10 protein-coding genes are annotated in these 13,800 nt (G+C 54.7%); 5 read left to right on the forward strand and 5 right to left on the reverse strand.

Features of this window, described 5'->3' with window-relative positions:
- Positions 1-57: 57 nt before the first annotated feature.
- Positions 58-2,274 carry an NADP-dependent isocitrate dehydrogenase gene (locus QTO30_RS12830; protein WP_340424491.1) on the reverse strand — a complete coding sequence of 739 codons (2,217 nt, stop codon included), beginning with the start codon at positions 2,272-2,274 and terminating at the stop codon, positions 58-60.
- Positions 2,275-2,605: 331 nt separating this feature from the next.
- Between QTO30_RS12830 and QTO30_RS12835 the strand changes: the two genes are divergently transcribed.
- Together QTO30_RS12835 and QTO30_RS12840 are read left to right on the forward strand one after the other, a co-directional pair.
- On the forward strand, positions 2,606-4,327 hold the full coding sequence (locus QTO30_RS12835) for an AMP-binding protein (RefSeq protein ID WP_340424492.1): 1,722 nt from the start codon (positions 2,606-2,608) through the stop codon (positions 4,325-4,327).
- Positions 4,327-5,208, forward strand: coding sequence for a bile acid:sodium symporter family protein (locus QTO30_RS12840; protein ID WP_340424493.1), 882 nt, complete (start codon positions 4,327-4,329; stop codon positions 5,206-5,208). The genes QTO30_RS12835 and QTO30_RS12840 overlap by 1 nt, the downstream gene beginning before the upstream one ends.
- Positions 5,209-5,228: 20 nt before the next feature.
- Here QTO30_RS12840 and QTO30_RS12845 read toward each other — a convergent pair whose 3' ends face one another.
- From QTO30_RS12845 to QTO30_RS12860, 4 genes are all read right to left on the reverse strand, one after another.
- Positions 5,229-6,575, reverse strand: coding sequence for a polysaccharide biosynthesis/export family protein (locus tag QTO30_RS12845; protein ID WP_340424494.1), 1,347 nt, complete (start codon positions 6,573-6,575; stop codon positions 5,229-5,231).
- Between the two features lie 135 nt (positions 6,576-6,710).
- On the reverse strand, positions 6,711-6,932 hold the full coding sequence (locus QTO30_RS12850) for a hypothetical protein (RefSeq protein ID WP_340424495.1): 222 nt from the start codon (positions 6,930-6,932) through the stop codon (positions 6,711-6,713).
- 110 nt (positions 6,933-7,042) lie between these two features.
- On the reverse strand, positions 7,043-7,672 hold the full coding sequence (locus tag QTO30_RS12855; RefSeq protein ID WP_340424496.1) for a YjbF family lipoprotein: 630 nt from the start codon (positions 7,670-7,672) through the stop codon (positions 7,043-7,045).
- Complete coding sequence (locus tag QTO30_RS12860) at positions 7,669-9,753, reverse strand: YjbH domain-containing protein (protein ID WP_340424497.1); 2,085 nt, start codon at positions 9,751-9,753, stop codon at positions 7,669-7,671. Before QTO30_RS12860 ends, QTO30_RS12855 begins: the two co-directional genes overlap by 4 nt.
- Before the next feature lie 391 nt (positions 9,754-10,144).
- On the opposite strand from QTO30_RS12860, the gene QTO30_RS12865 reads away from it, so the two are divergent.
- From QTO30_RS12865 to QTO30_RS12875, 3 genes are all read left to right on the forward strand, one after another.
- Positions 10,145-10,792, forward strand: a complete 648-nt coding sequence (locus QTO30_RS12865) for a metallophosphoesterase (RefSeq protein ID WP_340425932.1) — start codon at positions 10,145-10,147, stop codon at positions 10,790-10,792.
- A 143-nt stretch (positions 10,793-10,935) separates the two neighbouring features.
- A complete protein-coding gene (locus tag QTO30_RS12870) occupies positions 10,936-13,065 on the forward strand; it encodes a GumC family protein (protein ID WP_340424498.1) in 2,130 nt (709 codons plus the stop codon).
- 246 nt (positions 13,066-13,311) lie between these two features.
- A complete protein-coding gene (locus QTO30_RS12875; protein ID WP_340424499.1) occupies positions 13,312-13,719 on the forward strand; it encodes a MarR family EPS-associated transcriptional regulator in 408 nt (135 codons plus the stop codon).
- Positions 13,720-13,800 lie beyond the last annotated feature (81 nt).

Consider the following 13,800-nt stretch of genomic DNA (forward strand, 5'->3'; position numbering starts at 1 on the left):
CCTTGATCAATGTCAACGAGATGATGCCGTTCACCCCGTTGACGTCCTTTAGATACTCTAACCGATCAACGCGTTAAGAGTTGCAGATGGGCGCATTGCTTGGGCGGCGCGCTCTTCGGATGGGTTGTAATAGCCAGCCAGATCAACCGCTGTTCCTTGTCCCTGACCCAACTCAGCCAAAATCGCGGCTTCGCCTGTTGTCAGCCCCTCGGCCAAAGGTGCAAAGGCTGCTGCCAGATCCGCATCATCGGTTTGCGCGGCTAGCGCTTCGGCCCAGTAGCGTGCGAACCAGTAATGGCTGTGGCGGTTGTCGGGCTGTCCCACTTTTCGCTGCGGCGATCGGCCTTCGGTCAATAGCTTTTCCGTGGCTGCATCGACGGCGTCGCCCATGACCTTAGCCGCAGCTTTGCCCTGCGATGCGCCCAGAAACCGCAGGCTTTCGCCCAAGGCGCAGAATTCACCCAGAGAGTCCCAGCGCAGGTGATTTTCCTGTACCAGCTGTTCCACATGCTTGGGCGCTGATCCACCAGCACCGGTTTCAAACAGGCCGCCGCCGTTCATCAGGCCGACAACGGACAGCATCTTGGCCGATGTGCCGACCTCAAGGATTGGGAACAGATCGGTCAGGTAGTCGCGCAAGACGTTGCCAGTAACGGCTATCGTGTTGTCGCCTTTGTAGATCACTTCAAACGACCGGATGGTTGCGTCACGCGGGGCCATGATCTTGACCTTGCCCGCGACACCGGCCTTTGCCAGCGCTGGTTCCACATACTTCAGCAACTCCGCATCATGCGCGCGGTTGCGGTCGAGCCAAAAGATCGTCTCGTAGCCGGTGGTCGCCATACGGTCGAGCGCCAACTGTATCCAGTTTTCAATCGGTGCGCGGCGGGCTGAGGCCATACGCCAGATGTCGCCGACCTCGACGGTATGTGTATGTAGCACATCGCCGTTATCCGCGATCACGCGCACGGTGCCGTCTGTTGGGATTTCGAACGTTGTCGGGTGCGATCCGTATTCTTCTGCCTTCTGTGCCATCAGGCCAACGTTCTGCACGGTACCGGCCGTGACCGGATCAAGCGCGCCATTTGCTTTGCAGAATTCAACCGAGGCGTCGTATACAGGCGCGTAAGAGCTGTCGGGGATCACGCAGTTGGTGTCATCCTCCTCTCCGTCAGGACCCCAGCCTTTGCCACCTGCACGGATCACCGCAGGCATAGATGCGTCGATGATCACGTCAGAGGGCACATGCAGGTTCGTGATGCCACGGTCCGAGTTCACCATGTAAAGCGGTGGGCGTTCAGCCAGCAGCGCGTGGATCTCTGCCCGGATGGCAGCACCGTCTGGCATCGTGTCGATGGCATCAAACAACGTGCCAAAACCCGCATTCGGGCTGATCCCGGCGGCGGCGAAATCATCGGCGTATTTGTCAAAGACCGGCTGCAGGTAGGCTACAACTGCGTGGCCAAAGATGATCGGGTCTGAGACCTTCATCATCGTCGCCTTCATGTGTAGCGAGAAAAGCGTGCCATCTCCCAGCGTGCGTGTGATCTGCCGGTGGAAGAACGCTTTCAGCGCCTTGGCAGACATGAAGGTCGCATCGACGATCGTGCCTGCGGGCATCGCGATCCCGTCTTTGAGGGTGGTTACGCCACCGCCGCCGTCTGTCAGCTCGATCTTCAGTGTAGCGGCGTCGGACAAGGTGACCGACGTTTCATTCGAAAAGAAGTCATTCGCGCCCATTGTCGACACGCGCGTCTTGCTGTCGGCGGTCCACTTGCCCATCCGGTGCGGGTGCGCCTTGGCATATGCTTTGACAGAGGATGGCGCACGGCGGTCGGAGTTGCCTTCGCGCAGCACCGGGTTCACTGCCGAACCTTTGATCGCGTCATAGCGTTTGCGGGCTTCGATCTCGTCGGCACTTTCTGGTGTGTCAGGATAGTCAGGGATGTCATAACCTTGCCCTTGCAGCTCCTTCACAGCTTCAACCAACTGTGGCACCGAAGCCGAGACATTTGGCAGTTTGATCACGTTTGCGCTGGCTTCTTTCACAACGGTCCCAAGCAGCGCCAGATCGTCGGACACCTTTTGGGCGTCAGTCAGCTTTTCGGGGAAAGCCGCCAGAATACGACCGGCCAGCGAGATATCTTTGGTGCCGATGCTGATATCTGCCGCCGACAGAAACTTGCGCAGGATCGGCAGCAAAGAGGCGGACGCCAGTTGCGGCGCTTCGTCGGTCTTTGTGTAGATGATATCGGGAAGGGTCTGATCTGACATGCGCATGTCCTCGTTTTTGGTGTGTTTCGTCGGCTTTGAGGGGCCGGTGCAACCTAGCAGGAATACACAGGCCGGATTTGATTCACATCACTAGTGGAACGGGTTCAGAAAGGGAATAGTTTTGGTGTACAATTGTACACAAAGGCGACGGAACGACTCCCCGATGTTGAGGAACAAGCCAATAGCCGAGCATCGACCGAGTTGGGCGCCACCGTGAACGATCATGGACCACCACAACCGAACGTAGTGTTACATGGTTCACAGACGCAGTTTTGCTTCACAAAGCAGTTCGACAGGCTAGAGTATCGGGAACGCTTTTGGGAGGAAGTACGTGACAGATCAGACACGCCCATGGACGGCCTTTTATGGCCCGTCCGTTCGCAAGACCATTGACGCCCCCGAACATAGAACAATTGGCGGTTTTATCACGGCAATGGCTGAGCTTTATGGTGACCGGCCTGCATTCACGACTTGCCTGCCCAATGGGATGAACGGCACGCTGACTTATGCGCAGGCCGACGAAATGTCAGATGCGCTGGCCGTCTATTTTCGCGAAATCGCGGGGCTGAAAACGGGCGACCGTGTGGCTATCCAGGTGCCGAACTGCCTGGCTTATCCGATTGCAGCAATGGCTGTTTTTAAGGCCGGGTGCGTATTGGTTAACGTCAACCCGCTGTACACGCCCGAAGAGATGGCCAAGCAGTTTGCTGATGCAGGGCCTTCGGCGATTGTCGTGGTAGATATGTTCGCCGACAAGCTGGTCGAGGCCATGCAGGGCCACCCGATCCCCAATGTGATCGTGACCCGCGTGGCCGAGTACTTTCCAGCTATGCCGCGTGGTATCGTCGGTCTTGTTCAGAAATACTGGGACCAGACAATCAAACCGATCACGATCCCGCATATGCGCCTGCCTGAGGCCGTGAAGGTAAGCCGTGCCAAGCACGACGAAACACACAACGCGCTGCAAAGCTATCGCAAGACCATTGATCCTGACGACGTGGCTTGCCTGCAATACACAGGCGGGACCACCGGTGTATCAAAGGGTGCGATGCTGACCCACACCAATATTCTGATGAATATGGAACAGACGATGGAGTTGATCGAGCAGTTCGAGAAAGGTGAAGAAGTCGCTCTGACGGCGCTGCCGCTCTACCATGTGTTCGCCTTCACCGTAAATTTTCTGGGCATGTATTCCCAAGGCGCGCACAACATCCTGATCCCGAACCCACGCCCCTTGAGCAACCTCAAACGGGCGTTTGAGAACTATAAGATCACTTGGCTCAGCGGTGTGAACACGCTGTTCAATGGTCTCAATGGTGAGATTTGGTTTCAGGATACGCCGCCAAAACACCTCAAATTTGCATCGTCCGGCGGGATGGCCACCCAAGGCGTTGTCGCCGAACGATGGGAAGAGTTGACTGGAAAGCCATTGCTTGAAGGGTACGGGCTCACCGAGTCTTCGCCGATCCTCACCTTCAACCCCTATGGCAAAAGCCGTCTGAACTCGATCGGGGTGCCGTTGCCCTCAACCGTTGTGAAATGCGTCGATGAAGATGGCGCGGATGTACCGCAGGGTGAGGCAGGCGAGCTGATCGCCAAAGGCCCTCAGGTCATGAAAGGGTATTGGAACAAGCCTGAAGAGACTGACAAAACCTTGCAGAACGGTTGGTTGCTGACCGGCGATATCGGGGTGATGGACGATGATGGATACTTTAAGGTTGTCGATCGCAAGAAAGACATGATCCTCGTGTCTGGATTCAACGTCTATCCCAATGAGATCGAAGACACGATTGCCGCACACCCCGGCGTTGAGGAAGTTGCCGTTATCGGTGTTCAGGATGGAGCATCGGGCGAAGCAGTGAAGGCATATATCGTCAAACGCGATGATACACTCGATAAAGACGCGATCCGGGCCTACTGTAAAGAACATCTGACAGCCTACAAGGTGCCCAAAGCGGTTGAGTTCCGCGAAGAGCTACCCAAATCAAATGTCGGAAAAATCCTGCGCAGAGATCTGCGTGCCGAAGAACAAGCCAAAGTGGAGAACGCATAATGGTTGGACCACTTGAGCAAGCCATTCTGGCGTTGATGATTTTTGTGATCATGCTGGGGATGGGCGCATCGCTGACACCGCGCGACTTCACATTAGCCTTGAAACGACCTTACGGTTTGATGATTGGCGTTGTGTCTCAGTACGGGTTCATGCCGCTGATCGGCTTTGTTTTAGCAACGACGTTGCCCGTGTCAGACACAATCAAGATTGGCATCCTGATCATGGCTTGTATGCCGGGTGGGACCACTTCGAATATCTTCACCTACTTTTCCAAAGGCAATCTGGCGCTGTCAGTGCTGATGACGGTGACTTCAACGGTCTTTGGTGTTGTTTTGATCCCACTTGTTCTGGTGCTCTATGCCGGTGCGCTTGATCTGGATATCCCGCGCGAGAACATCATAGCCACGCTTGTGTTGCTACTGGTGCCCGTGGGCATTGGCATGGTGATGCGTAAGCTGAATGCCAACGTCGGCGCCGTAACCGAGTTCATGGGCTCCATGCTTGCGATTTTCTTTATACTGTTCCTGATCGTGTCTTGGATTCCGCGAAACTGGGAGTTCCTTTTGACAACAACGTGGGCCACCTATTTTGGGTCTATTGTATTGGGGCTTTTCGGGTTTGCGTTGGGTTATGGTTTCTCGATCCTTCTGAGACTGCACCCTCGGAACGCCCGTACCGTAGCGCTTGAAACCGGCATCCAGAACGGACCGCTAGCTATCGCGATTATCGCCTTCACCTTTGCGGGGACCGAGGCGCAGTCGATCATGGCCGTTCCGGTGCTTTATTCGCTCTTTATCGTCATCACATCAACCATGCTGACGCTTTGGTTCCGCCGCGTGAACACAGCGAATGAACAACCGCTGCCGAACGGTTTGCTCTAGCCATGCGTATTGCCGCGACGTTAGTTCGCGGCAATCCCCGCACTTGTCGTGAGCAGTGACGGCACAAGTTGCTGAACCACCCGGTTCCAGCGCGTCACGGGTTGTTCTGCGATAAAGACGATATCATTTGGCAGCAGGTTCAAGCGCGTTGCAAGAAGCAGATTGCTGACGTTCTCGGCATTCAAATGCCATGCTGTAATCGCGCCGAAATCCTCATCCGAACTGCGCAGCACATAGATTTGGCCAGGGTTGCCCGTTTCGCTGGAAAAGCCGCCTTCTGCAAAAAGCGCGTCTGCAAGAGTAGCTTGCCGCCCGAACGGCAACGGGAAGCGTCCCGGCTTGGTGACTTCACCGGTCAGGTAGACAAAGTCCCTTGCTACAGCATCAAGCGCGATCTGTTCTTGAAAATTGCTGCGTGCCTCGGCCAATGCAGCACGGCGTAGCTCAACCTCGGCGGTCAACTCGGCCAACGCTTGTACACGTCCTTGTTGGCGGAATTGCGCAAGGGTGATCTGCTCTTCGAAATAGGCTTGCGCCCTTTCCAGTTCGAATGCGGTATCGACAAAGATACTGTCCCCGGCAAGCAGCCGCGTCTTTTGCAGGCTGGGGTCACGCAGGTACGCGACCAATGGAATCTGATAAAGGGTGCCGCCCCGATAAATACGGATCGAGGCAAAATCGATGTCCGGTGTGGCGATGCCGCCTGACAGGGCAATCGCCTCGTCCAGAAACACCGGCGTCAACGCGATTGGCACAATGGCTGGGTTACCAACCGCCCCGCCAATCGACACCCGTTTGGAGTTGAACTCGGCAATCTCGAGGCTGAAGGTCGGGTCAATGCGGTTTTCGACCAGGCTTTGAAAAAGTTGCGCCTCGGCGCCTTCCAAGGTCAGCCCTGCCAGCATCACACGGCCCACGTCAGGTACTGCGATAGCCCCGTCATCTTGCACGGTATACCCTTCACGGCTGTTCTGCGCTGCCAAGAGACCGCTAAGCTCTTCAACCGTGTCGCCCGAAGACCGCGTCGCTAGTAACAAAACATCGCCAACCCCGATACGATAGGGGCCGGGGTCCGCGGTGGGTGGCGGCCGAGTGGTCAAAGATGCGGGGCGTTGCTGTTCGGTCAGGCTGGGCGGCGGAGCAGCACCGGCACCGCGCAGCGCAGAGGGGCTGCCTGCAGTCTGAAAGAACGCGTCAGGTATCTGTTCCGGGGTTCTTATGTCACGGTTCGCGACCAAAACCGACTCAGCCGTCAGCGGGACGATCCGTACTTTACCATCCGCTGCTGTTACCTGAGGCGAGATATAAGCCGTACCGCAAGCGCTTAGTGTCACCACGGTCAGGATCCCCAAGCACCATCGTCGCATTGCAACCTTCAACTATGATCCCCAAAACTGAGTGGCTTATGCATGAAGGCTGCGCGAGGCCTGATGGGCCCATATCGCATAGGTCGAGCGACCGCAGTGCGGCCGATCCTTCAATGCAGAGTGACTGCTGCTTTACTAATTTGTTGTTGTCGTGCTCGAACCGGATTCATCACCGCTGGCGACCACGGCGACAAACGTCAGAATTCCCGCAGCGTAGGCGAAATAGATCGCGTTGTTCACCACCACAGTCGCACCCTGTGCAACCGTAGGGTCAACAATCGTAATCTCCTGCTCTAGCGCGAAACTGGTGGTCCCTGTCAGCATCAACGCGACAACGATAGGCATAAGACGTTTCATTTCTATGTCCCTTTATTCAGAAGGAGTTTCATACTTTAGTCTATACTGATGGGCCAAGACTGACAATTGATCTAGCACAACGAGGCCATGACACCAGCCAATTGTCGCCGTCAATTGAGCTCCTGAACTTCAAGTAACCCAATTTCCGGCGAAACCCACTGCTTTGATTCCGTGATACGTCCACTTTCGTTAAAAGTGTATGAATTTGTGAAGGATACCTTTGACGATTTGCATGTCTCGGTCGCGGACAGAGCGTCGTGGAACTGCAGGTCGCAGCGGAAGCTTTGCGCAATGATCTGATTTTCGCCATCCAGATACCGGTGAATCCGTACCGCGTTGCCCATATCGTGCCTCAATCTGGCGGCCACTTCAGAAACATCTGCCGTCATCAGGTCAAACCCGAAACCCCGCGTCGCCACAACCAGCCCGTCTTGCAGACTGATCGAAACACCATCGGCCGTCAGATAAGTCTCAACACCCTGGTTGGTGTTGACCAGTGAGAGAATTGCCACAGCTTGCCGCGCTGGTATCTCGATCAGGATCAAGCGTGTGTTGAGCTGCGAGACCACGTCGGGTGTCAACGTCCGCCGCAGGTCATCGGCGGTGATCACCTGTGCCGCTGGTTGTGGTATCATGGTCGCCAAAACCTCTGAAACACTGGGGAAATCACGAGGCACATTGCCGCAGGCGGCCAAGACGAACAGAACACCCAAACGTTGGAACACGCGTAACCCGGTCATCGCCAGAACCTTCCCCAACTGCCTCGCAGGTCATTGTCATGATAGCTGCGCACGGTTTCATAGAGCCGTCCATCAACGTTTAGACGCGCGCCACCATCGCGGGTCAATGGCCGCAGTACCACTTGTTCGACGCGCCGCGACGGAGTGCCTAGGAAATGTTCCATCGGGATAGAAAAGCGTATCCCTTTGTCGAATGATCCCTCACCGAAATCATCAAAGGAAACATCGGTGAAAGTCGCAAAGGCACCCACGCGCCATCCGTTGTCAAACTCCCGATCTAGCGCGAGTGTTGCGCCATAGTCCCCGGCCAAATATCGGCCAACATCAATCTGGGCATGCAGATTGTTCTCAAACGTATAGTAGGCCGAGGCATGTCCGGTGACGACATCATAATCCTGAAAGCCAAAGAGCTGATCAAAATCCCGCTGCTTGACGTAGTTCAGCTCCAGCCCAACACCTAACCTGCTGTCGACGGGTTTCCACAGCACCTCTGCCGACAATCCGCCAAACATAGGTTCTAGATAGCCAGCGGAGACCCGCCCATAATAATCGGGGGCCAGATTGAAATGATACGCCCCTGTCAGTTGCGTCAACGCAGGTTGACCTTCTTGCGCGTAAAGCGCGCCATTGGTGCGGACGGGTTCAATCACAGAGTCAGACCCCTGCCCATCGCCTATGGTGCCAACAAGAGGTTGGCGCAGCTTGCCTGCCAGCGTCAGACCGGGGCCAATGACATAGCGCCCCGAAAGCTCAAGCCCGATATCGGCACGAATTGGGCTGTCAGGGTCAAAATATGATGTTGTGATGTAAGGGCCAAAGCGCCACCGGAACTGGGGATAAAGCGCCTCATTTTGTACCGTACCACGGCCGATTCCGGCAGCGTCGGTGATCTTAGCCCTGGCGTAGGACTTCCACGCATTGTCCGGTTCAAACTCCAATACTTCCACATCTGTACGTGTGATATGCACCGCAGATGTGCGGATACCACGCACAACAGGGACAATGACGAATGTCTCGACTGATGCCGGCATCACCTTGGTTAGAATGCGTGCCGTGCGCCCCACCGCCTCGGCCCCTGCGATGTAAGTGTTGTTGCGGATTTGAACTGTGGCGAGGGTCGGTGCAACAGTCATGGCCTCCAGCGTCATCCCCTCAAAGGCGAGCAGGCGATCAACGTTGCTGCGCAGGATATCGAGGCCGTCAGGTTGCTGTGTCCATGCGAGTGATCGGGTCTCTTCGGGCGGGCGGGTCACCACAGGTGTCGGGCGTTGCCCAGTACTGCCGTTGACCAAGGGCCTTTTGGGGTTCAGACCAAAAGTCAGACCAACCGCCAATTCAGAGCCATAAAGATAATGGGCCTGTACGGCGGTCGTTTCATTGAACGCATAAGACAGCCCAAAGTTAAGCGCAGATGCGCGATCAAACAGGTCGCGCTGGGCATTGCGTTCGGGGGCATAGTCGTCAGACGAATACTCAGCGATCAGGCTTAGGCTATCGGTGGTCTGCCACCGCAACCCGCCGAAAAGGGCCGCATCACCGCGAAACCAACGGGCGCTTTCCACCTGTCCGCCTGTCCCTGAAAACCCCGTTGGGCGGGTTTCAAAACGGTCGTTGATAGCACCCAAAGGGTTGGTGAAACCGTTATAAGACCCTAGTAAGCCCCATCCGATACCGCCTGACACTTCGACCGTAGGTGTTACCTGCTTGGTGGCCACAATGTACTCAGACGAATAGACACCTGTGCCGATGAAATCCCGCAACCCCACAGCGACACTGGGCCTGACGTGCCCTTCATCTACCAGCCGATACCGCAGATCAAAGGAACGATCAAAAAGACCGTCGCCCCCAACATCGGGGGCGTTCTCGATGTTGGTATATCGAAAACTGCCCGACAGGCGGGGCGTGATCTGAAAGCTTAGGGTTGTGCGGGTCGTTCCGGCAAAATGGCTCAGCGTTGCGGCCAGTTCAGCATCATCTCCACTGCGCGCCGTTGGCATATCGATCAGTCCGGGCGCGCCAAACATGTTGTAGTGATAGGTTGGAGCGTCTGTCTGACCTTCAGCATATAGCGGGTTTCCCATCACACCTAACGTGACACAACAGGCCCATAGCGGGCGGCAGCGCATTTTCTGGCATAGGCGTATCAGATATGTTCGCAACTGCTTCTCCGGCCGGTGAAGAGAAATGGGTATCTTTGGGTATGTCGCATGACAAGGGCACGACAGGTATCTGTAACGAGGGTGGAACTGTTCTTGGTTAAGATTTAGACAACAACCATGAAAGAAGTTACCTGAAGGTACTTCAACCATAATCAGACACCCATAGCAGGAGAATCGCTGATGCGGCAGTTGTTACCACGGTTCCTGCGCAAACTTGGGGGGCATATGGGGCTTAGCTCGGAAAACCGCCAATATCATCAAGCCCGATGAGCCGTTTTATGCAATCGGCGATGTCCATGGCTGTTTGCATCTTTTGGACGCACTGGTTTCCACGATAGATCCAGACAAGAATCAACAGCTTGTCTTTTTGGGCGATTATGTCGACCGCGGACCGGATTCGGCCGGTACACTTCGACGGCTCTTCGAAATGAGTGCTGAGCATCCGGGCCGGGTAGTGTGTTTGATGGGGAACCATGAACGGATGATGCTGGATTTTATCGATGACCCATTGGGGCGCGGCAACATCTGGTTGCGCAATGGGGGTGTGACAACCATGAGCAGTTACGGCATTGAGGGTCTGTCTGCGCAGTCTGCGTCGGACGATGCCATGGACGCGTCGCGTGAGCTGGAACGCGTCTTGGACCCTGAAGTGGCTGCATGGTTGCGTCATCTGCCATTATTCTGGAACAGCGGAAACCTGTGGTGCGTACATGCCGCAATGAACCCGGCCAAAGCACCGACAGACCAGTCCACAAAGACGATGCTATGGGGCCATGCCGATTTTTTAAAGATGCCGCGACATGACAACTTGTGCGTTGTGCATGGGCATACGACGGTCAGTACGCCAACAAATTACAACAATCGCATTGCAGTAGATACCGGCGCACACAGAACCGGATGCCTCACAGCGGCCTATATCGCAAAGGATACCTGCCGCTTTATCCATTCTCCGCCGAATTAGCACCATCACGCATGCTTAGGTTGCAATACAGATTTTTGCCAAATATTAACCTTAATGAATGATGCCGGTGTAGCGCTCGTTTGCTCTGACCGTTCTTCGTCATGCGCGACGTTTTGAATGCTATGCCAGCCACAAGGTTCGATATGACACGCCATCCCCACGATCTGACCAAAGGCGCGCAAGCTGTTGTGTCAAAACCCCAGGACGAAATCGATCTTGGTGCCCTGATCAGCACCCTGTGGCGCGGCAAACTTTGGGTTATCATATGTGCCACGATCGCGCTTTTCGCGGGTGGATATTATGCGTTTGGAGTGGCGACGCCTGTTTACACGACGACTTCTTCTGTCGCTTTGGAAAGCCGCCAAGAACAGATTGTCGATATTGAAAGCGTCATGTCCGGGCTGTCAGGCGATCAGATCACCATCAATACAGAGGTCGAGGTACTGCGATCACGCCGTCTAATTGGCAAACTCGTTGATGATCTGGACCTTGTCGCAGATCCTGAATTCAATTCCTTACTGACCGAAGAAGCATGGTTCTCTTTGGGCGCTATTGCCGATGCGGTGCGCGAAAACATCTTTGGGCAAACCATACAAAATGCGCCTCAATCGAATGAGGCGATACGCGACGCGGTCGTGAATGCGGTGCTTGATCAGATCTCTGTATCGAATGTGCGCCAAAGCTATGTCTTCAACATTTCTGTGGTCACCGAAGACCCCGCAAAATCAGCCCAAATGGCAAACCGGCTTGCAGAGCTTTATGTCGAAGATCAGATTGTCCTGAAATTTGAAAAGACGGCCGAAGCGACCGAATGGTTGACCGCGCGTGTTGCAGAGCTTCAGATCGAGTTGGAGGCCAGCGAGAACCAACTGAAGGAATTCAGCAGCAACACCGATCTGGTCAGCCCGGAGGGTCTGATCGGCCTGAACCGCCAGCTGAAAGAGTTGCGCGAACGGCAAGCAGATATTGACGCCGAGGTTGCAACAAACACCAATCGCGTGGCCGTATTGAACGCTGCATTGAACACCGGCGATCCTGTCCGTATGGCCGATGCCGCCAATGACCCGATACTGCGTCAGCTTGCCATGGCAGGTGATGCATACACAATGCAGGATCAGTTTCAGGCCCGTTTTAGCACCGTTCTTTCGCGCGCAGAGATGGAGCGTGAAAGGTCCACAACTCAGCTAGATACCGTTGCATCGTCGATTGCTGAGATGACCCAGAGCATTGCAACGCAATCGACTGAACTGGTTGCCCTGCAACAGCTACAGCGTGAGACCGAAGCAAGCCGCTTGATCTATGAGTTTTTCTTGGCGCGATTGAAAGAGACATCGGTACAACAGGGCCTGCAACAGGCGGAAAGTCGCATCTTATCTTACGCGGTTCTGCCCATCGAACCGTCAGCACCACGAAAACCTATTGTCTTGGCGCTTTCAGTCATTCTGGGGCTGATCGCAGGTGCAGGATTGGTGCTTTTGCGTGAAATGGCGCAAAACACATTTCGCACTGCCGAAGATCTTGAAGCAAAGACCGGTTTTGCCGTTGTTGGTCAAATACCCTTGGTGCCTGCACGCAGCCGCAAGAAGGTGCTGCGATACCTGCAGGACAAACCAAACTCGAGCGTGGCCGAAGCAATACGCAATCTGCGCACTTCGCTTTTGCTGGCAAATCTGGACAACCCACCAAAAGTGATCATGTCAACATCATCGGTCCCGGGTGAAGGCAAAACCACACAATCGATAGCCCTGGCCCTTAATCTGGTTGGGCTGGGCAAGAAGGTTCTGTTGATCGAGGGCGATATCCGTCGCCGCGTCATGAGCTCATATTTCGACGTACCCGAAAAACGCGGCTTCCTAAGTGTGATGCTCGGTGAGGTCCCGCTTGACGAAGCAATCACACAACTGCCGGGGATGAACTTTGATGTATTGTTTGGGGAAAAATCGCAGACGAACGCCGCCGATATCTTTTCCTCTGACCGGTTTGGCGCGTTTTTGGCCGATCTTCGGGATAGATACGACTATATCATTATCGACACACCACCGGTTCTGGCCGTCGCTGACGCACGGATAATCGGGCGCTGGGTTGACACCACACTCTATACGGTACGCTGGGATCATACGACACAAAGGCAAGTTCTTGATGGTCTGAAATCCTTTGAGCAAGTCAGCGTCAAGGTCGCTGGCTTGGTCCTGGGGCAGATCTCGCCCAAGGGCATGAAACGTTATGGATATGGCGACAGCTACGGCGCGTATCAGACATATTATGACACCTAAAAACTGAGAGTATCTCGCGTGACCTCTGGCATCTTTCTTTTTTCATCTCCAACAAGATGCGTGTTGTCTAATGTGCGATTTTTAAGGCATGCAACGTCGGTTCAGACCCAAAGGGCATGATATCGAAAGGCGCAGTGGCCTGATGGTAAGCAGCCAACCCCCATACAAAACATGATTCATCATATATCAATCTTGTTCTGGCACTGAATTGCTGCAAGTGTTCAAGAATGAACGCAAGGAGAAAATGTGTGTCTTTCACAGATCACAGCCGCGACCTCTGGTGGTGTAGCCATGGGTCGTTCTGAACAACATGTTCTCAGTGACCGGGCCGAAATCCGGTTTCGGGTCATGCAAGCTTTGCAGGACAATCCCAAAATGTCCCAACGCGCACTTTCGCGGAAGCTGGGCGTCAGCCTTGGTGGCGTGAATTACTGTATCAGGGCATTGATTGAGAAGGGAGCCATCAAGGTTGAGAACTTTCGCGCATCCAATAACAAGAAGGGCTATGCCTACATTCTGACACCGGAAGGGTTGACCCAGAAAGGGCGACTGACACGGCGTTTCCTGCAACGAAAGATCGCTGAATATGAAACCTTAAAGGCCGAGATCAGCCGCCTCGAAGATGAGCTGCGAACAGAAGATCAAGATGGATAACATAACAGGTGAGCATGCTTGGCGTTTGAGTTGCGATGCAAGAGCTTTGGAGTGATCGGGTTTGAAGAACAGATATAAAGT

It is taken from the genome of Yoonia sp. GPGPB17, assembly GCF_037892195.1.
Lineage (GTDB): Bacteria > Pseudomonadota > Alphaproteobacteria > Rhodobacterales > Rhodobacteraceae > Yoonia.

Excerpts from the sequence above, each read along its gene's own strand:
- QTO30_RS12830 (WP_340424491.1), bottom strand. The coding sequence starts at position 2,274 with ATGTCAGATCAGACCCTTCCCGATATCATCTACACAAAGACCGACGAA.
- QTO30_RS12840 (WP_340424493.1), top strand. The coding sequence starts at position 4,327 with ATGGTTGGACCACTTGAGCAAGCCATTCTGGCGTTGATGATTTTTGTG.
- QTO30_RS12845 (WP_340424494.1), bottom strand. The coding sequence starts at position 6,575 with ATGCGACGATGGTGCTTGGGGATCCTGACCGTGGTGACACTAAGCGCT.
- QTO30_RS12850 (WP_340424495.1), bottom strand. The coding sequence starts at position 6,932 with ATGAAACGTCTTATGCCTATCGTTGTCGCGTTGATGCTGACAGGGACC.
- QTO30_RS12855 (WP_340424496.1), bottom strand. The coding sequence starts at position 7,672 with ATGACCGGGTTACGCGTGTTCCAACGTTTGGGTGTTCTGTTCGTCTTG.
- QTO30_RS12860 (WP_340424497.1), bottom strand. The coding sequence starts at position 9,753 with ATGGGAAACCCGCTATATGCTGAAGGTCAGACAGACGCTCCAACCTAT.
- QTO30_RS12870 (WP_340424498.1), top strand. The coding sequence starts at position 10,936 with ATGACACGCCATCCCCACGATCTGACCAAAGGCGCGCAAGCTGTTGTG.